The sequence below is a fragment of the Burkholderia dolosa genome (genome assembly GCF_902499135.1).
Lineage (GTDB): Bacteria > Pseudomonadota > Gammaproteobacteria > Burkholderiales > Burkholderiaceae > Burkholderia > Burkholderia dolosa.
Genome location: NZ_CABVPR010000001.1, coordinates 180,611 through 199,808, shown reverse-complemented (window position 1 = coordinate 199,808; position 19,198 = coordinate 180,611). Strand labels below are relative to the sequence as shown.

General features: G+C 66.6%; 18 protein-coding genes. 7 read left to right on the top strand and 11 right to left on the bottom strand.

Features of this window, described 5'->3' with window-relative positions:
• Positions 1–24: 24 nt before the first annotated feature.
• From BUB20358_RS00905 to BUB20358_RS00870, 8 genes are all read right to left on the bottom strand, one after another.
• Complete coding sequence (locus BUB20358_RS00905) at positions 25–1,773, bottom strand: hypothetical protein (protein WP_035974909.1); 1,749 nt, start codon at positions 1,771–1,773, stop codon at positions 25–27.
• An 11-nt stretch (positions 1,774–1,784) separates the two neighbouring features.
• Positions 1,785–3,494: a molecular chaperone HscC gene (locus BUB20358_RS00900; protein ID WP_035974907.1), complete on the bottom strand. Its 1,710-nt coding sequence runs from the start codon at positions 3,492–3,494 to the stop codon at positions 1,785–1,787.
• A gap of 156 nt (positions 3,495–3,650) precedes the next feature.
• Complete coding sequence (locus BUB20358_RS00895) at positions 3,651–4,994, bottom strand: type II toxin-antitoxin system HipA family toxin (protein ID WP_006766803.1); 1,344 nt, start codon at positions 4,992–4,994, stop codon at positions 3,651–3,653.
• 4 nt (positions 4,995–4,998) lie between these two features.
• Entirely contained in the window at positions 4,999–5,256 is a 258-nt protein-coding gene (locus tag BUB20358_RS00890; RefSeq protein ID WP_035974905.1) for a helix-turn-helix domain-containing protein, read from the bottom strand.
• A gap of 279 nt (positions 5,257–5,535) precedes the next feature.
• On the bottom strand, positions 5,536–6,708 hold the full coding sequence (locus BUB20358_RS00885; RefSeq protein ID WP_035974903.1) for an NAD(P)/FAD-dependent oxidoreductase: 1,173 nt from the start codon (positions 6,706–6,708) through the stop codon (positions 5,536–5,538).
• A 201-nt stretch (positions 6,709–6,909) separates the two neighbouring features.
• Positions 6,910–8,061, bottom strand: coding sequence for a branched-chain amino acid ABC transporter substrate-binding protein (locus BUB20358_RS00880; RefSeq protein ID WP_006766801.1), 1,152 nt, complete (start codon positions 8,059–8,061; stop codon positions 6,910–6,912).
• Positions 8,062–8,477: 416 nt separating this feature from the next.
• Entirely contained in the window at positions 8,478–8,669 is a 192-nt protein-coding gene (locus BUB20358_RS00875) for a CsbD family protein (protein ID WP_035974902.1), read from the bottom strand.
• Between the two features lie 174 nt (positions 8,670–8,843).
• Positions 8,844–10,376, bottom strand: a complete 1,533-nt coding sequence (locus BUB20358_RS00870) for a helix-turn-helix transcriptional regulator (RefSeq protein ID WP_006766799.1) — start codon at positions 10,374–10,376, stop codon at positions 8,844–8,846.
• A gap of 381 nt (positions 10,377–10,757) precedes the next feature.
• Between BUB20358_RS00870 and BUB20358_RS00865 the strand changes: the two genes are divergently transcribed.
• From BUB20358_RS00865 to BUB20358_RS00855, 3 genes are all read left to right on the top strand, one after another.
• Positions 10,758–10,922 (top strand): hypothetical protein, encoded by a 165-nt coding sequence (locus BUB20358_RS00865; protein WP_165802982.1) that lies wholly within the window; start codon positions 10,758–10,760, stop codon positions 10,920–10,922.
• 62 nt (positions 10,923–10,984) lie between these two features.
• Complete coding sequence (locus BUB20358_RS00860; protein ID WP_006766798.1) at positions 10,985–11,344, top strand: BON domain-containing protein; 360 nt, start codon at positions 10,985–10,987, stop codon at positions 11,342–11,344.
• Between the two features lie 57 nt (positions 11,345–11,401).
• Positions 11,402–11,599: a CsbD family protein gene (locus tag BUB20358_RS00855; protein ID WP_006766797.1), complete on the top strand. Its 198-nt coding sequence runs from the start codon at positions 11,402–11,404 to the stop codon at positions 11,597–11,599.
• Between the two features lie 246 nt (positions 11,600–11,845).
• On the opposite strand, the gene BUB20358_RS00850 is transcribed toward BUB20358_RS00855, so the two are convergent.
• Positions 11,846–12,874 (bottom strand): DUF1338 domain-containing protein, encoded by a 1,029-nt coding sequence (locus BUB20358_RS00850; protein WP_035974897.1) that lies wholly within the window; start codon positions 12,872–12,874, stop codon positions 11,846–11,848.
• 225 nt (positions 12,875–13,099) lie between these two features.
• Here BUB20358_RS00850 and BUB20358_RS00845 point away from each other — a divergent pair, with 225 nt between their 5' ends.
• On the top strand, positions 13,100–14,053 hold the full coding sequence (locus tag BUB20358_RS00845; protein ID WP_006766795.1) for a LysR substrate-binding domain-containing protein: 954 nt from the start codon (positions 13,100–13,102) through the stop codon (positions 14,051–14,053).
• Between the two features lie 457 nt (positions 14,054–14,510).
• Positions 14,511–16,139 (top strand): NADP-dependent glyceraldehyde-3-phosphate dehydrogenase, encoded by a 1,629-nt coding sequence (locus tag BUB20358_RS00840; RefSeq protein ID WP_006766794.1) that lies wholly within the window; start codon positions 14,511–14,513, stop codon positions 16,137–16,139.
• A gap of 144 nt (positions 16,140–16,283) precedes the next feature.
• Here the strand turns inward: BUB20358_RS00840 and BUB20358_RS00835 are convergent, their stop codons facing one another.
• Positions 16,284–16,916 carry a LysE family translocator gene (locus BUB20358_RS00835; protein ID WP_035974894.1) on the bottom strand — a complete coding sequence of 211 codons (633 nt, stop codon included), beginning with the start codon at positions 16,914–16,916 and terminating at the stop codon, positions 16,284–16,286.
• 609 nt (positions 16,917–17,525) lie between these two features.
• Here BUB20358_RS00835 and BUB20358_RS00830 point away from each other — a divergent pair.
• A complete protein-coding gene (locus tag BUB20358_RS00830) occupies positions 17,526–17,849 on the top strand; it encodes a hypothetical protein (protein WP_006766793.1) in 324 nt (107 codons plus the stop codon).
• A gap of 115 nt (positions 17,850–17,964) precedes the next feature.
• Positions 17,965–18,285, top strand: a complete 321-nt coding sequence (locus BUB20358_RS00825; RefSeq protein ID WP_006766792.1) for a DUF1330 domain-containing protein — start codon at positions 17,965–17,967, stop codon at positions 18,283–18,285.
• 58 nt (positions 18,286–18,343) lie between these two features.
• Here BUB20358_RS00825 and BUB20358_RS00820 read toward each other — a convergent pair whose 3' ends face one another.
• On the bottom strand, positions 18,344–19,177 hold the full coding sequence (locus BUB20358_RS00820; protein WP_006766791.1) for an NAD-dependent epimerase/dehydratase family protein: 834 nt from the start codon (positions 19,175–19,177) through the stop codon (positions 18,344–18,346).
• Positions 19,178–19,198 lie beyond the last annotated feature (21 nt).

Here is a 19,198-nt window from a genome sequence, read left to right as displayed (position 1 = left end):
AACGGTCCCGCGCAACGATCGCGCTCACGTCGTTCGATCCTTTACCGCTACGTGCTGTCGTCGCATGCCCTGTACGATCCAGTAGCTCATCAGACAGAGCGCGACGAATGCGGCGAACCGCGGCTGGGCGATCGCGAGGGCCGTCCACAGCATGTACATCAGCCCCAGAAAGGTCTGTGGCAGGATCTGGCCCAGTTGTGCCCACTGCATCGTTCCGAGCATGCTGCCGACAACGATCAATGCGGCATACGCGCTCCAGGTCGGCTCGGACCACGCCGGACTGAAGTCCGACAGCTGCATGCCCATCAGCGAGAATGCGACCGTCACGCCTGCGGCAAACCACGCGACGGTCGCCGCGATGCGCAACGCACGCCGCCGCTCGACCATTGCGTGCAGCTCCATCTGCACGAAACCTGCGAACATGCCGTACAGGACGGCCTGCCCGAGCGGCACCATCCACGAGCCGCTGGCGAATAGCATGTAATAGCCGACGAAGCCGAATCCGCACGCCGCATACACGGCGATGATGGCGAGCCCCGCCAGACGCGGCCACCCATGCACGGCGAGCGCCCACCAGGTTGCGATGGACAGCGCCGCCAACGCGGCCGACGTCACAGCGCCCATTCGGCTATCCGCATACGCGGCGCAGGTTGCCGCCACCCACAATACGATCCAGCCGTAACGCACCGGCATGCGTTCTCGCGCGACGCGGCGCCAACGTTGCGAAAGCGTCGGCGCACGAAATTCGACGATGCCATACACGAGCGTCGTCAGCAGCATCGCGAAGACCGCGATCGATCCTTGCGCCGTCCAGGATCGACCGCCGACGCCCGCCGGAGCGAGCCCCGACAGCGCTTTTTCGAGCAACAGGCCGCACCACAGTCCGGCCGCCGGTGCCGTCATGCACAGGTGTATCGCTTTCGTCCGCAACAAACACGCGTTGCGCCAGAAAGCGATCCGCTCGCCGTCGAACCGCAGGTTCCGCGCGTTGCCGAACGACACCTGCAACGCGTACAGCAGCTGCTCCATCTCCCGATGGCGCGTGCGCGCGCGAAGCGCGAACAGCGCCTTCGCCAACCGCGGCGACGGTCGCTCCAGCAGGGCGACCGCGTGCGGAAAATGGCGCCGGGCCTGCGCATATTCCTCCTGCGCGAAGATTTTCGACAGCGCCTGCCCCGCCAGATATGCGTTGCGCGCGAACAGATGCGCGGCGTTGTCGCGCCAGTTCAACGCGTCCGCAATATCGGTGCGGCTGTCGGGCGGGATGTCGTCGCGCAGGCAGTACATCAGCGCCGCCCACTCGAGTTCGTCGCGCAACGCGATATTGACGATCGATCCGAACAGCACCTTGATTTCGCGCCGCGACGTGACGCTCGCTGCATCCGCAGTGAATTCGGCCCATATTTGCGCGGCCTCGGCCGCGGGATCCGATGCGTGCAGCGGCAGCGAGTCCGTCGACGGCGTTCGCTGCCGCACGGGCGGCCGCTCGGCCACCACGGATGGCGCGACGTCGCGCGTATCGGCGCCCGACGCTTCATTCACACCCTGCCGAGCCGGTTCCGGCGCAGCGGCGTCGACCGCTACCGTCGTGCCTTCTGCAGCCGCGTTGCGCGTTAGCTGCAACGCGTGCTCGTACGCGTTGCGCAATGCCTGAAACGCATCGGGATCGTCGTCCGCCCGCTGCTGTTTGAGGATGCGCGCATACGCGCGGCGCACCGTACGCTCGTCTGCGCCGGCGTCGGTTTCGAGAACGCTCCACGGCCATTGGTTCATGTTTTCTCCACTCATTGCGTGAACGTGGCTTCGATCTGATCGAGCACGGTGTTCAGCTCTCGCCGCACACGAGGAATCTCGTCGAACGCCTGCCGTTCGAGCATCGAGTGAAAGCGCGCAACTTGCGTCGCGAGATAGCGGCGCGGTTCGCCAAGCAATTCCTCGTACACGCGGTCGGCGCGCGCGAGCACGGTGCGGTTCTCGAGCTGATCGCGCGGATGGATCTTCAGCGACGCGAGGGCCGCGAGGCAGCGATCGATTTCCTCCCGCGTCATGACACCCGGGTTCTCCTCGATCACGAGCTTGCGCGTCACACCGTCGGGAAACGCGGTGGCCTCGACTTCGAGCACGCCGCTCACGTCGTACGTGAAGCGGATTCGGGCGCCGGCCTGCCCGGCGGGCTTCAGCGGCACTTCGAGCTTCAGCTCGCCGAGCAGGATGTTGTCGCGGGTCAGCCGCGATTCGCCCTGATACACCTTGATCACGAGAAATTGCTGGCGATCGCGAATGGTGACGACCTGCTGTTCACGGCTCACCGGAACGATCGTGTTGCGTTCGATGATCGGCGAGAAATGCCCGCTCGAGAACTCGTCGCCGCCGACCTGGATCGCCGTATCGATGCCGAGGCTGTACGGTGCGACGTCCGTCATCACCATTTCGTCGAGTGCGGCATCGCGCCCGACGAGCCCGGCCTGCACCGCGGCGCCGAGCGCGACGACTTCGTCCGGGTTCAAATGGCCGGCGGGCAGCCGCCCGAACATCCGGGACACGAGCCTGCGCACTGCCGGCATACGCGTCGCGCCACCGACCATGATGATCTCGTCGAGTTCGCCGAGCGGAATCTTCGCATCGCGCAGTGCGCGCTCGACCGGCTTGCGCAACTTGTCGAGCAGCGGCTCGAACATGCGCTCGATGTCGGCAGGGTCCAGCTCGGCCGCGTGATTCGCGTCACCCGAGCGCAATTCGACGGCAATCGATGCGCCGTCGCTCGTGGTCACGCGTCGCTTTGCTTGCTCGGCCTGGCGCCAGAGGCGCTGTTCATCGACCGCCGACAGGTCGTTCGATGCGATGCCGCACTTGCGGCGAAACAGGTCGCACAGTGCCTGCGTGAAATCGTCGCCGCCGAGATGGTTGTCGCCGGTGCTCGCTCGCACTTCCATCACCCCTTCGAAGTAGTCGAGTACCGACACGTCGAACGTGCCGCCGCCCAGATCGAAGATCAGGAATTTTCGTTCCCCGTCGCGCTCGTGCACGCTGTAAGCGAGCGCGGCGGCCGTCGGTTCGTTGATCAGCCGAAGCACGTTCAGGCCGGCGAGCTGGCCGGCGACGCGCGTCGCCTTGCGCTGCGCGTCGTTGAAGTACGCGGGCACCGCGATCACGGCATCCGTCACCGGCTCCTTCAGCCACGCTTCGGCGTCGGCCTTCAACGATCTCAGCACCAGCGACGACAGCTCTTCGGGCCGGAACAAGCGATCGGCGAGATGCAGTTTTCGCTCCGTACCCATGTAGCGCTTGAAGCTCGCAGCCGTGCGGTCGGGGTGCGTGCTGCGGCGCTCCAGCGCAGCCTGGCCGACCAGCACTGAACCGTCCGCATCGATCGAAACGCACGACGGCGTCAGGTATTCACCGAGACCGTTCGGGATCAGTTCCGCGCGATCATCGCGCCACACGGCGATCAGGCTGTTGGTCGTGCCCAGGTCAATTCCAACGATGCGAGACATAAAGCGATTCCCCGGATGGTCGAAAACGTGCGTCACGATGAGCGACGCGGCTACGCACCGACGGCGTTGTTGGTTATTCGACTAAACAATACTTAACGGACGTCCGCGCGCAATCTTGAGCGCGCAGCGGTCGACCGCAGTCCGGCAACGCCGGCGTCAGGCGTCTTTGCCGCGTTCGCCGAGCAGTTCCGAGCGCCCGATCACTTCCCGGCCGTTGTCGGCTTTGTCCGCGTCGGAGAAACCGGCGGCTTCGATGACCGGCGTCAGCGCTCGCAGCGCGACCTGCGGTTTCGGGCTGCGCAGGGAAGCCATCCCTTCGTTCCAGGCATGCAGCATCTGCTTCGCTATCCAGTGCCACCGCGTATCGTTTTTCGCCGCTTCGACGACGTCTTTCCCGGTGTCCACTGCGGAATCGCACAGCGTGTCGACCATCTCGCGATATTGCCTCGGCGGGATTCCGAGCCGGGTATTGAAGAAACGCTCGAGCGTCTTCCCGGGCGCCCATGTCTTGCGTCCGTCCACACTGAGCGCGGGCGGGTTGTTCGCAAAGCGCGGGTAAGCCTCCGTGGTGACGATGTCGTACGCGGGCGCGTACACGACGTCGTCGATGCCCGAATAGAGGAGCGCGATATTCTTCGCGTGGCAGTCCGCGTTGCGCACGACGTAATTGGTGAGGAGCAGCCAGCCGAGCTGTTCCGCCTGCCGCCGCCAACCGGCGGCGCCGACGTAGGGCTTGGTCGCGTTCAGAACCTGTTCGGTCGACGGGCGGTACTTCTCGTGCGGAGGCAGACCGAGCAGGCTGCACGCATCCTCCACGCCAAGCGCCGGCTTGCCGTGCTCGTCGACATCGAACCGGTCCACGACCAGCACGCGTCCATCGTCGGACATCGTCGTCTTCGCGACGCGGGCAACGCCCAGCCTTCCGAGCACTTGCATCGAGTAGTGCTCGTTGAAACCCAGATACGGCGTTTGCTCGTCGGAGCCCTTGATGATGTGCCGGCTGGTACGCAACGTCTGCTTGCCGACACGCGCACGGTCCGGCGACACTTCGGGCGCAAGAAATTTCGGCACGGCGCCCGAAATCGCCGCGCGTGCGTAGTACCGCACCAGTTCCGCGAAACGGGCCGTCGTGATGTCTTCGTGCAGCAGGTGCTGCACGTCGAGCGGATCGAGTTCGCCGCCCGGCGCGCCGCCGTCGGACGAGACGGTTACCCGGCCGATGCCCGAGCCGCCGATGACGGCCAGCAGCGAAAGATCCGTGCCGTCGAGATACGGACCGAACTCCTCGCGGATCACCTGAAGAAGAAAGCCTTCCGGCAGGTTCTGACGAAAGAACGGATGCAGATCGCGAGGCCATACCCACGCATCTTCGCGGACGGGCATCGTCAGGCTGACGAAGTCGTCGGCGCTCGCGCCGGCGATGTAACGGAGCGCGTAATCATCCGCGTGGCGATAAAGATGCGCGACGAGTTTGCCTTTGACATGGACGTGAACGCGCATGCGGTCAGCCTCCGTTGCGCTGTTCAGCCAGAACGTCGTCCAGCGTCCGCGTATGTCCGCGCCGGACCACGCGCAGATCGTACCCGGCTGCCTCGAGCGCACGTACCAGCGCGGACACGCTCATATCGCCTCGCGCGAGCGTCTCCATGCGGGCAAGCGTCGTGCGTGCGATGCCGGCGCGCTCGGCCAACTCTCGCTGGGAAAGACCGGCCGCGCGACGCGCTTCCTTCAGCATCTCCCCGACATCGGATAGTGTGGTCATTTGTAGCCCCTGGGCGACGAGATTCGACGAATGGCGATTAATTGTAGCCCAGAGAGCACAATTCGCGATTCTGCATTCTGTAGCCCTCGGGACACAGCCCCCAACAAACCACCCGCTTCTGTAGCCCACGGGCGACCAAACTCGCGACAGCCGCCCACCGAAGCGTCGCGCAACCCGCCTTCACCCGCGCCCCGAAAACGAAAAAAGGCCCGACGACACACCGGGCCAACGGGTTTAAAGCAAGGAGAATCCCGCCCGCCACACCGGGCGGTCACGCCGCTACACGACGTTCTTTTCGACGATCGGCCGGTTTTCCAGCACGCGCGCCCAGCCGAGCGACGACAGGTCGAGCGTCCGATACCGCCCGCCGAGAATCAGTTCGCTCACGCCGCGCCCGGTTGCCGGCCCCTGCTGCAGTCCGTGCCCGCTGTAGCCGTTCGCGAACACCACGTTGTCGAGGTCCGGGTGATATCCGATGATCGCGTTGTGGTCGAACACGTTGTATTCGTAGTATCCGGACCAGCAGTTCTCGACGCGCAGCGCCTCGAACTCCGGCACGCGGTGCGCGAGCGTCGGCCAGATCACGTCGTCGAACAGGTCGTGATCGACTTCGTCGAGCGGCAGATCGTCCGGGTCGCGATCCGGGCTCGGCGACGTGCCGCAGATGTACGTGCGCCCTTCCGGCCGGAAATACACGCCGGTCGGATCGATCAGCAGCGGGCAATCCGCGAGCTTCGCCGGCGACGACACGTTGAAGATGCTCCGCCGCCGCGCATACACGGGAATGTCGATGCCCATCATCGCCGACAGCGGGCGCGCCCACGCGCCGGCCGCATTGACGAGCGTGTCGCACGCGTAGCGCTCGCCGTCGCCCGTCACGACGTGCGTGACCTTGCGGCCGTCGCGCACGACGCCGGTCACGTCGGCGGCGACATACCGCGCGCCGAGCGCCTGCGCCTTCTTCCGCAGCGCCTGCACGAGCCCGTAGCCGTCGAACCATCCTTCGCCGCTCGCACCGTACGCGCCCGATACGAGATCGTCGACGTTCAGCCACGGGAATTTCGCCTTCAGCGCATCGCGGTCCATCAGCCGGATATCGGCGCCGAGGCCGATCTGCAGCGCATGGTTGTCGCGCAGCGTTGCGTCGCCGGCCGGCGTCGCGAGAAACAGATAGCCGCCTTCGTGCAGATCGATCGACGGCCGGTTTCCGTCGACCTCGAGCCGCTCGCCGATCGTGCGCAGAAACTCGATGCCGAACAGCGACATCTGGACCGACAGCGGCGTCGAGAACTGCTGGCGAATCGACGCGGCCGACAGCGCCGACGACGACTTCGCATAGCTGGGATCGCGTTCGATGACGGTGACGGATACCGTCGGATCGGTGGCACGCAGGAAGTACGCGATCGAGCTGCCGATCACACCACCGCCGACGATGACGACTTGAGAACTCACGACTGACTCCGGTTTCACGTAAAGGACGCGGCCGACCGGCCGCGCCCGATGAGGGTTCGTGCCGCGCCGCGCGCGACGTCCCGCGCGCGTCCGGCCATGCGCCGCAGCGCGCGAGCAGGCGCGTGCGCAGTGACCGCCGCCGGTCGGCGACGGTATTTCAGCATGTCCGCCGGCACGGCGATAGGGAACGCACGCACGCGTTCAGTCCGCCGACTTGGTCGTGACCGGCTGCCACGCGGCGTTCTTCACTTCGTACAGCGTCGAGCTCGGATTCTTCAGATCGCCCGTGTCGGTGAACGCGATCGTGCCGGTAATCCCGTCGTAGCGCGTGCTCTTCAGCGCGCCGTTGAAATCGGCCGGCTTCGTCGAGTTCGCCTTCTGCATCGCGCCGATCGCGATCCACGTCGCGTCGTACGCGAACGGTGCATACGCGAGCATGTCGACGCCGTACTTCTGCCTGAATTTCGTTTCGAACAGCTTGCCCTTCGCGAGCCGCGACAGCGGCTGCCCGTATTCCCACACGGCCGCGCCTTCGGCCGCGTTGCCGGCGAGCTTGATGAAGTTCGCGTTCATCACGCCGCCGCCGGCCAGAAACTGCGCGCGGATGCCGAGCTGGCGCATGCGCTTCACGAGCATCGCGGCCTGCGCGTCGAGGCCGCCGAAGAACACCAGGTCCGCGTTCGTGCTCTTGATCTTCGTGAGCTGCGCGCTGAAATCGACTGCCTTGTCGTTCGTGAACTCGCGCGCGACGATCGTGCCGCCGTTCGCCTTCACCGCCTTCTCGAATTCGTCCGCCTCGCCCTGGCCGAACGCGGTGCGATCGTCGATGATCGCGATGCGCTTCGCCTTGGTCACGGTCGCCGCATAGACGCCCGCATTGCCGGCGTTCTGCGTGTCGGTCGCGATCACGCGATAGACGGTGCCGAGCCCCGCGCGCGTAATGTCGGGATTGGTTGCCGACGGCGTGATCATCGGAATGCCGGCCTTCGCGTAGATCTTCGACGCGGGCAGCGTCGTGCCCGAATTGAAGTGGCCGATCACGACGGCCACTTGCGCGTCGGCGAGCTGCTGCGCCGCCTGCACGCCGATGCGCGGATCGCTCTGGTCGTCCTGCGACGCGATCACGAACTTCACCGGCTTGCCGCCGATCGTCGTGCGCGCCGCATTCGCCTCGTCGACGGCCATCCGCACGCCGTTCTCGATGTCCTTGCCGTACGCGGCGCCGCCGCCGGTCAGCGGGCCGGCGACGCCGACCTTGACGATCGTCTCCTGCGCGTGAGCCGCGCCCAGGTCGAATGCGAGGATCGCGGCGCTCAGTACGACGCCGGAAAGCGAACGAATGCGGAACGTCATCGGGCTGTCCTTGGTTTTTATGGGTCGGAACGCGACGCGTACGCGTCGGCGACCTCCTGCGCACCGTCGACGTCGCGCGCGGCCGACGACGGCGTACGCGCGCCGAACGCCCGGCCCGGTCGTCGCGGTTCCGTCTCCGGAGAACCTTTCAGCGCGAAAGAGGCGAACGCATTGTGGGTAGCCAATACGCGTGCCGCAAACGAAATATCGGAACTATGTAGTGACGAATCGTCATCAAGTCCGCGAGCGTGCTGCCGCGGCGACGCTGTACCACGCGCGGCCGGAGCGCCGCGACGTCGGCCGGTATCGGCGCGGCCGTCGCATGCGGCCGCGCGACGCGATCATGCCGATCGAGAATCATCCGGCTTCGGCAACGCGCGGCGCGCTACTGCTCGTCGGCGCACGACGGGCACCCGTCAGCGGCGCTCGCTGCCCGTGCGTTCGCGCACCGCGTCGGCCGCCTCGCCGGCCTTCTCCTGCATCCGCCCCGCGCGCTGCTCGGCCAGGCCTTGCGCTTCCGCGTCGCGGTCGCCGGTCACCTTGCCGAGCGCTTCCCTGAGCGAGCCTCTGACCTGCTTCAGCTTGCCCTCGATGCGATTTCTGTCCATCGGTCGTCTCCTGTGTGGGTGGGGAGAGCGACGGCACGGCAGCGTGCGCCGCACCGCCGAGCGGACAGGATCGCAGGCGCGCGCCGGTCGCGGCAGATGCGAATGCACCAGCCTGCGTGGTGCATTCGCCCCGACGTCCGCGCGCGGCCGGCGGCGACGCGCGCCGCGCCGCCGTCAGTCCTTGTCCTTCGCCGCGTCCTTGTCGGTGCGCGCGCCGTTCGCTTCGGCCGCGCCGACGATGCCGCGCTCGCGCGCCCACACGATCGCCTCGCCGCGGCTGTGCACGTCGAGCTTCGCGTAGATCGTCGCGACGTGATTGCGCACGGTGTTCGGCGCGAGCCCGAGCCGGCCGGCGATCTCCTTGTCCGCGAGGCCGTGGCACAGCAGGTCGAACACGTCGCGCTCGCGCGCGGTCAGGTCCGACAGCTGCGCGCCGGCATCGGGCGCATTCGCGCGCCGCGCGTTCGCGAGCTTCTCGATCAGCGTGCGGCTGAACCACGATGCATCCTGCATCGCGGTCTCGATCGCATACACGAGCTCCATCTCGGTGCGCTTGCGATCGCTGATGTCGAGCAGCGCGATCAGCAGGCAGTCCTGTCCGTGAATCGCGACCGGTTCGGCCGACACGACGCAGTCGCGCACGTCGCCGTCGAGCGTGCGGATCCGCACGTCCGCGCTGCGTACGCTGCCGTCGCGCGCGAGCTGTTCGTCGATGCGCTGCCGCGCGTCGCGCTCGGCCCACAGCGAGATCTCGTCCGCGGATTTGCCGAGCAGATCGTCGCGCGCATGACCGATCATCTCGACGAACGCATCGTTCACGTCGAGCAGCTCGAAACGGTCGGCCGTGACGATCGCGGTCGCGACCGGCGACATCCGGAATGCCTTCGCGAAACGCTCCTCGCTCTGCCGCAGCGCGAGCTCGGCCTGCTTGCGCGGCTCGAGATCCATGAACGTAAACAGCATGCACGCCTCGCCGTTCATGTCGATCGGCTGCCCGGCGACGACGACGGCCCGCGTGTCGCCGTCCGCGCGCTTGAGCACCGCCTCCATCTGCGGGATCGTCGCGCGCTGGCCGAGCCGCTCGATCGCCAGTTCGCGCCGCTCGGCCTGCTCGAGCACGTCGACCTCGTAGACGGAGCGGCCGAGCACGTCGTCGCGCGCGTAGCCCATCATGTCGAGGAAGCCCTGATTGACCTTCACGTAGCGCAGATCGTCGAGCCGGCAAATCGCGGCCGGCGCCGGGTTCGCGTTGAACGTGCGCTCGAAGCGCTCCTCGGCGCTCGCCCACTCCGTTGCGTCGTGCAGGATCAGCGCGAGGCAGTCGGGCTCGCCGGCGGCGTTCGTCAGCACGAGGCTGCGGATCCGGTGAACCCAGCTCACGTTCTCGTCGGCGGCCGATTCGACTTCGACCGTCACGTCGCTGAATTCCTCTCCCGCGATCACGCGATCCATCGGATAGTGGCCGTCGCGCACCGGACGATTGTTCCGGTATCGCAGCCGGAAGCGCTCGCGATACTCGGTGACGTTCGCGCCGAGCGCGGCGAGCTCGGTCACGCCGTGCATCGTCAGTGCGGCTTCGTTCGCCCACACGATTCGCTGGTCGGGTTCGACGAGGATCACGCCTTCGGTGAGCCCCGCGATGATCTGGTGCAGCTGGCGCCGGTCGGTATGCGACTTCAGCACCTGTTCGTTTACGTGTTCGTCCATCGATCGATCGTCCGTTTAGTCGGCAAGACGGCGGCTCGAGCGCGCATCGCGCCGTCACGTGCCGGCCGGCGCGTGCGACGGCGGTCGCGTGTCGCGCAGATGCGCGGCAGGAGCCGATGCACTACCCGCAATAGTACATTCGCACCGCTCGCGGCACCGTGCGGCATCCCGCCGAGCCGCGCCGCGCTTGTCCGGCGCGGATTTCTCGGCGGCGAACGCGCGCGGCCGCGCACCGGTGCCGCATGTTCCAATCTGTCCCCCAGTGCAAACGCACTAATCGACCCGGTGAATTTGCGCGATGCCGGCGCGCAATCCGGCCGGTACGCTGGTAACACATCGGCGCTCATGCGCTGCCCTCCAGAACCACAGAGGAGAAGCACGATGAAGCTGCATCAGACACCCGATCCGTCGCGGCCCGAGCCGCAACCGGACAGTCCGCCCGAACCGGCGCCGGGCACGGACCCGCCGGTCCCGCTGCCGCCGGACGTGCCGCGCCCGGATATGCCGCCGCGCGAACCCGGCTACGACACGCCGATCGCACGGTAACCCGCGGCCCCCGCGCCGCAGTCGTTTATCCATCACGTCAACAACTTTCAGGGAGAACAGCCATGAACAAAACCCGCCATCTTTCGACGCTCGTTGCCGCCAGCGCGGCGCTTCTGTTCGGCGCAGCGCCGGTGATCAGCGCACACGCGCAGACTTCGACGAGCGATAGCACCGCCGCGGAATCGAAGGCCGACTCGAACCAGCCGGTGACGGACACGTGGATTACCACCAAGGTCAAGAGCGAACTCGCGACGACCGACGGCGTGAAGAGCGTCGACATCAGCGTGAAGACCGTCGACGGCGTGGTGACGCTGACCGGCGTGCTGCCGTCGAAGACCGCCGTGAAGAAGGCAGTGGCCGTCACGCGTGCGGTGAAGGGCGTGAAGCACGTCGACGCATCCGGCCTGAAGGCGAAGGCCTAAGCGTGCGCGCGGCGATCCGCCGCGCGTTCCCAATCTTCATTCACACAGGAGCACACCATGAACGAGGACAAGATCAAGGGCCAGTGGAAGCAGCTGACGGGCAAGCTGAAGGCGAAGTGGGGCAAGCTGACCGACGACGATCTCGCGGTCGCGGAAGGCAATCGCGACTATCTGGTCGGCAAGATCCAGGAGCGCTACGGCATCGCGCGCGACGAAGCCGAGCGTCAGCTGGCGGACTTCGACCGCGAGCTGTAACGGGCGCGGCGACGCCTCTGACGACACCACCCCGCCGCGGCGCCGTCGCGCTGCGGCCACAAGGAGGGCGACATGGGCAAATATCTGATTGCGTGGCTGCTCGGCGTACCGTTCGGGCTGCTGGTGCTGTTCTATCTGGTCACGCACCTGTTCTGACCTGACGCTTCCGGCAAGGGGTGCGACGCGGGAAGCTCGCGCATCGATGCAAACGGGCCGACGGCTATTCCAGCCGCCGGCCCGTTTGCATTACTTCGCCGCGTTCGCCGTCATCTTGAAGATGCCCTGCGCATTGCCCGCATCGAAGCGCAGATCGGTGACCCAGCGGCGCTGCGCCTGATCGAACGTGCGGCGGCGCGTGATGAATTCGTAGAACGAGCCGGGCACGCTGCGCGTCACGATCCCGCCGTCGCGCGTGCGGAACTCGCGCTCGACGAGGTCCGCGCGATACGCGGTCTGGAACACGCGCCCGGAGCGCGAGCGCTCGACTTCCGGCTTCATCGGCCGGCCTTTCGCCTTTTCTTCGTCGGACAGCGCGAACACGTCGGCCACGCGATCGGTCGCATGGTTGAACGCGTTGCCTTCGGTCGCGATCCACGCCATCTCGGCCGACTCGAGCAGCAGCGTTTCGTAATCGAGCTCGTGCGGCACGTCGTGCTGCCGCGCAAACGCACCGACGATCACCGGCAGCAGCGCGTGCGCCGCATCGAGCGGCAGCCAGCCTTCGCGCTCGATCTCCCACAGCTGCGCGACGGCGGCCGGCGTCAGCGGATCGCGTGACGAACTCACGACGTTCGTCACGGCCTGCTGGAACTCCTTCGAGAAGCGCTCCGGATGCAGTTCGCTGACGAAGAACTGCGCGATTTCGTCGGGCGCGTCTTCATGCGCGTACGCGCGGCCCGTCATGCCGAGCTTGTCGAGCGGATAGCGGCCGTTCAGCCGAAAGCCGAGCGGGCGCAGGATGCGCGTGAACGCCGCTTCGCCGGGCGGCAGCGCGCCCGTATGCGGCCAGCGCACGGTGCGCAGCGCGCCGTGATCGAAAAACACCGAACCGCCGTTCGCGACCGCATCGGCGGTGTACGCGCGGCCGTTCGCCGACCGTTCGAGCAGCCCTTCGAACAGCGCCATGTTCATTGCCTGCGCGACTTCCGCGCGCGTCGCGACGCCGGGCTCCCATTCGTCGAAGATGGACGGCATGTTGAGGGTCGCGAACAGTGCGTCGGTTTTCGCGTCGCCGAGCAGTTTCGTCAGCAGGCTGTCGATATTCGGATTGCGCATCGGGATTCTCGTGTGTCGGGAGCGCCGGCAAGCGTGCCGGCCGGTCGTGGGCCGGCGCGCCGGGCGCGCGCAGCCTTGCGTGGCATGCATTATTCAAAGGGTTGCAGCAGCCGGTAAAGCGAGATTAAATTGACACGTGATGAGTTTTTGGAATGATCGGCAACTCGTCACGCGCCGTTCCGCCGCGCGCGACGCGGTCTCGCCCGTCATACGAACCGAAACATCATGCGCAAATTCAAGATCCCGAACATGGGCGCGCTCGTGGCCTTCGAAGCCGCCGCGCGCCACGAGAGCTTCACGCACGCGGCGAAGGAACTGTTCCTGACCGAGAGCGCGGTATCGCGGCAGATCGCGACGCTCGAAGCGAGCCTCGGCGTGCGGCTGTTCGCGCGCGTGAAGCAGCGCGTGGTGCTCACGCGCGCAGGCAAGCTGTACGGTACGCAGGTGCGCCGCGCGCTCGAGGCGCTCGATCGCGACACGCTGTCGATCATCGCGCACGGCAGCGGCGGCGGCTACCTGGAGCTCGCGGTGCTGCCGACATTCGCATCGCACTGGCTGATTCCGCGCATCAAGAGCTTCTACGACCGCACGCCGGACGTGCGCGTGAACATGGGCAGCCGCACCGATCTATTCTCGTTCGAGGACACCCATTTCGAAGCCGCGATCCACTACGGCAAGCCGACTTGGCCCGGTACGTCGTCCGATTACCTGTTCGGCGAGGAAGTGGTGCCGATCTGCTCGCCCGCGCTGCTCGACGGCCCCGTGCAGCGCGTCGAGGATCTGCTCGCGTATCCGCTGCTGCATTCGACGACGCGGCCCGGCGCCTGGGCGCAGTGGTTCGACACGCACGGCATCGACGACATCCGCACGATGCAGGGCGTGCGCTACGAACTGCATACGATGCTGATCAGCGCGGCCGCGGCCGGCCTCGGGATCGCGCTCGTGCCGAAGTTCTTCGTCGACGGGCAGCTCGACGCGCTCGGCCTCGTGATGCCGTGCAACGCGGCGACGGTCGGCGATTCCGCGTACTACCTCGTGTACCCGACCGAGCTCAGTCATAGCAAACCGCTGGAGTCGTTCCGCGAATGGCTGCTCGAACAAGCGAGCGCATATGCGGCGCCGAAGGGAGACGCGCAGCGCGACGAAGCCGATGCGGACGAAGACGAAGACGTCGAATAACGGCAGCAGACGAACCGTGTCCGGTGTGCGTCGGGCCGGGCAACCCGAGCCCGGCGCGCCGGGCAGCCGACCTCGTATCGGCGGCGCGGCGGCCGTTCTTGTCGTTTGCGACCGGCTCTCTCAGGTTCGCTTGTCGTCGTGCTCGTCCGCGCTGCGCCATTATCCGTTCAAATCCGGCCATGCGAAACGTTTGCGCATGCTTCGGCACACACTGTACGCGCCGTTCCGCAACAGTCTTTCGGGATGCTTACGCGCCGTTAAAGCAACGGCGCGCCATGTTGCAATCGCGATTGTGTTGCTTTCTAATGGAACCGGTTCCTTCCGTCGTTCCCGCTGCACCTGCGCGTGACGCGACGTCGTCGCCGCGTCACCATGCCGATTCAGGACCGACGATGGTTCCGCTCAGGATTCCGCATCGCCCGCCCTTCTCCCCGGACACCCGTCAAACGAGACCGTCATGCCCGATTCCGCCTCCCTGCAGCAGCTGTTTCCCGCCTATCAAGACATTCCGGCCGAATTCCGGCTCGCTTCGCCGATTCATCAGCGCGTGTCGCTGGTCGACGGCGAACTGCGACCGTGGGACGGCGCGACGAAGACGGTGCTGTCGCCCGTCTGCGTGCGGCAACCGGACGGCAGCGTCGAGCAGGTCGAGATCGGCAGCTACCCGGTGATGGGCGAAACGGAAAGCGACGCGGCGCTCGATGCCGCGGTGCGCGCGTACGACTCGGGCCGCGGCGAATGGCCGACGATGAAGGTCGAGCAGCGCATCGCGTGCATGCAGGACTTCATCAAGCGGACGGTCGCGCAGCGCGAGCTGGTCGTGAACCTGATCATGTGGGAGATCGGCAAAAGCCTCGCCGATTCGCAGAAGGAGTTCGATCGCACCGTCACGTACATGACGCAGACGATCGACGCGCTGAAGGAGCTCGACAACGCGAACTCGCGCTTCGTGATCGCGGAAGGCACGATCGGCCAGATCCGGCGCACGCCGCTCGGCGTCGTGCTGTGCATGGGACCGTACAACTATCCGCTGAACGAGACGTTCGCGACGCTGATTCCCGCGCTGCTGATGGGCAACACCGTCGTGTTCAAGCCGCCGCAATACGGCACGCTGCTGTTCGAGCCGCTGCTCGAAGCGTTCCGCGACGCGTTCCCGAAAGGCGTGATCAATACGATCTATGCGCCGGGCGCGGTGGTCGTCCCGCACATGCTCGCGTCGGGCAAGATCAACGTGCTCGCGCTGATCGGCTCGAGCAAGGTCGCCGATCACCTGAAGAAGCAGCATCCGAAGTCGCATCGGCTGCGCGCGATTCTCGGGCTCGACGCGAAGAACGCGGCGATCGTGCTGCCCGACGCCGATCTCGACCTCACGGTGAAGGAGTGCCTGCTCGGCGCGCTGTCGTTCAACGGCCAGCGCTGTACCGCGCTGAAGATGCTGCTCGTGCACCGCTCGATCGTCGACGCGTTCCTGAAGCGCTTCATCGCCGCGCTCGAACAGATGAAGATCGGCATGCCATGGGAGAAAGGCGTCGCGATCACGCCGCTGCCCGGCATGCACCGCACCGCGTACATGACGGACGCAATCGACGATGCGAAGGCGCACGGCGCGCAGGTGGTCAACGATTCGGGCGGCGTGTTCTGCAAGACGCTGTTCTACCCGGCCGTCGTGTATCCGGTAACCGAAGGGATGAAGCTGTATCGCGAGGAGCAGTTCGGGCCGATCATTCCGGTCGCGCCGTTCGACGACGTCGAAACCGCGCTCGACTACGTGACGACGTCCGATCACGGCCAGCAGGTCAGCATCTTCGGGTCCGATCCGCAGCAGATCGGCGCGCTCGTCGATCCGCTCGTGAACCAGGTGTGCCGCGTGAACATCAATTGCCAGTGCCAGCGCGGCCCCGACGTGTTCCCGTTCGCCGGTCGCAAGGATTCGGCCGAAGGCACGCTGTCGGTGACCGACGCGCTGCGCGCGTTCTCGATCCGGTCGATGGTCGCGGCGAAGCAGACCGACGCGAGCAAGCAGCTGCTCGATACGATCGTGTCCGACCACTACTCGAAGTTCATCAATACGGGCTTCATTTTCTGACGCAGTCCGACGCGGTCCGACGTGCGCGTGCGGTGCCACAGCCGCACGCGACGGCGCTCCACCGCGCGTCCGTGCTGCGGGCGCGGTTCCGGCGAGCGCTGGCCCGGCGACGACGGCGGCCGCGACGACGCGGGCCGCGCCGCGTTACACGTTCGATGCGAGCAGCCTGAGCCCTGCCGCACCGAACACGACCGCGAGACACGCTTCCATCGCGCGCCGGCCGCGCGCATACAGCCGGCGCGCGCGATCGGTCGAGAACACGAGCGCGTAGCCGCCGAACACCACGCAGCCGATGACGACGCAGCCCGGCACGACGGCGCCGTGCGATGCGCCCGCGCCGTTCGACGACAGCGCGACGATCGATACCCACACGAGAATCGCTTTCGGGTTGGTCAGATGCAGCATCGCGCCGCGCACGTAGAAACGCGACAGCTTCCGTTCGTGCGCGGGCTGCAGCGAACCGGCCGCCGTGGCCGACAACGCGGTGCGGCCCGATTTGAATGCGAGCCACAGCAGATAGACGCCGCCGAACAGCTTGATCGCGACCAGCAGCTTCGACCATGCGAGCAGCGCGGCCGACACGCCGAGCGTGGCGATCGTCGCCCAGAACATCGATCCCGAAATGACGCCGAGCGCGAACGCCAGCGCTGCCTTTCGCCCATGGTTCGCGGCGACCGACATGATTGCGAGATTGCTCGGGCCCGGGCTCGCCGTGCCGACGAAATAGGCCGTATAGGCGACCAGCAGATTGGCCGACAAGAAGGTGTGAGCGGTCATCGCGAACCTCGAACGGGGTAATGCGGCGATTGTTCGCGAACGCGCACGGTCTGCCCATGGACAGTCGGCCGCGTATGCGCAGGGCCAGTTGCCGCGACGCGACGCGCGGCGCTGCGCGGCGCACGTGCGGACCTGAAACCGGATCGGTGTCGAGGATGAAACATCGGTCGCCTCTCGGCGGCGTTCCGCCGCTCGACGATGTCGTCCGATGCCGCGACATCCGGCCGGTCCCGCGCATTGCACGCGCTTGCACGGCGGGCCGCCGGCCGGTTTCGCCTATGCGGCGACGGTAACGGCGCGCGCGTTTCGTCCCGACGTTACGTTACATCGGTGAAGCATTTCGTCCATTCGACGCCGATCGTAACGGCGACCTCCGCCCAACCGATCGTGCAGACGCGGCGCGCCGCTGCGTGCCGGCCCTGTCGCGGCGGGACTTCGCGGGCGGTAACGCGGCGCCGCGCGGCGAGGCGCGATGCACCGCACACCGCTGGTACGAAATCTGCATTCCACCGATATACGAACACCGCGCCGCCGCCCGGCGCGGCAACGAACCAACTCGGGCGCGTCGGCTCGACGCCCGAACGATCCGCGCAAGCAACGAGGTCAGTCATGGATGCGCTGCCCGATTCGTCCGATACGTCGTTCCAGATCTTTCTCGCGAAACTGCTCGAACAGCCGCTGCCGGACTGGACCGAGAAACAGCAGATGGAACTGGAGATGGCGCGCACGCTGTCCACGCAGATGGTCCGGATTGCCGAAGAGATGCGCGGCGGCACCGCCGACCTCGTGCAGTGCCTCGTGCTGCTGCGCTACGCGAAAGTGCTCGACTTCATTCTGACGTCGCTCGCCGCGCGCCGCGACATTCATCCGCAGACGCTGCGCACGCTGTTCCGGCTCGCGAACCTGAAGGTCGACGACGCGTATCCGGTCTGAGCAAACGCCCGCGCCTGCCGCGCGATTTGCTTACGTCGCAGGTAATCGACCGGCGGCACGCGCGGCCCGATCATGGCTCCATCGATCCCCGGATCTCATCGCTGAAGGAGCCGCCATGACCGCTTATGCGATCGCCCATCTGCACGACGTCGAAATGTGCGACGACATCGTCGAATACCTGGAACGCATCGACGGCACGCTCGCGCCGTTCGACGGCCGCTTCGTGATTCACGGCGCGCGCGCCGACGTACGCGAAGGCACGTGGCACGGCGATCTGATCGCGATCGCGTTTCCCGATCTCGGCGCCGCGCGTGCGTGGTACGAGTCCGACGCGTACCAGCAGATTCAGCCGCTGCGCGCGCGGCACGCGAGCGGCCCGGTGATCCTGCTCGACGGCGTCGACGAACGGCACAAGGCGACCGACATCCTGCGTTGAGGCGGAGCGAGGCCGCGCCGGGCCGCTCGTGCGAACGCGGCTGGGCCGCCGGGCACCGTTACCGCGGCCGCTCCATCGGTTCGCCGACGACGAATCCGCCGCCCTGGAACCGCTGCGCGGGATCGTCGTCATCGGCGGTCGGCGCGGCGATCGGGAACAGGTGCGCGAACTGCTCGGAGCTGTCGCGCGGCCGGAAGCCGAGGAAGCCGGCCTTCGTGTTGTCCCACCACTTCACCGGATTGTCCGACACGCCGTACACGATCGCGTGACCGACGCGGTTCGTCAGCAGCGAGCAGCGCACGAGCTCGATGAAGTCGCGATAGCTGAGGAACGTGACGAGCATGCGCGGGTTCTTCGGCACCTCGAACGACGAGCCGATCCGCAGGCACACGGTCTCGATCCCGAAGCGGTCGTAGTAGTAGCGCGACAGCGACTCGCCGAAGCACTTCGTCACGCCGTACAGGCTGTCCGGCCGCTGCGGCGAATCGGCGTCGAGCACTTCGGTCACCGGATGGAAGCCGATCGCATGGTTCGAGCTCGCGAACACGATCCGCTTCACGCCGTGCTTGCGCGCCGCTTCGTACACGTTGTAAGTGCCGGTGATGTTCGCATCGACGAGATCGTCGAACGGCGCGTCCACCGAAATGCCGCCGAGGTGGACGATCGCGTCCACGCCTTCGACGAGCTGCATCACGGCCGGCCGATCGGCCAGGTCGACGACGCGGGTTTCTTCGTGCGCGGCCGCGTCGCCGAGCGCCGTGATGTCGCTGACGCGCACGACGTCGGCCCAGTTCGCCAGCGCGCCGCGCAACTGGCGGCCGAGGTTGCCGGCCGCGCCCGTGAGCAGCACGCGCCGGAACGGCTTGCGCGCTTCGGTGGATGAAGCGTTCATCGAATCTCCTTGAATCTGTCC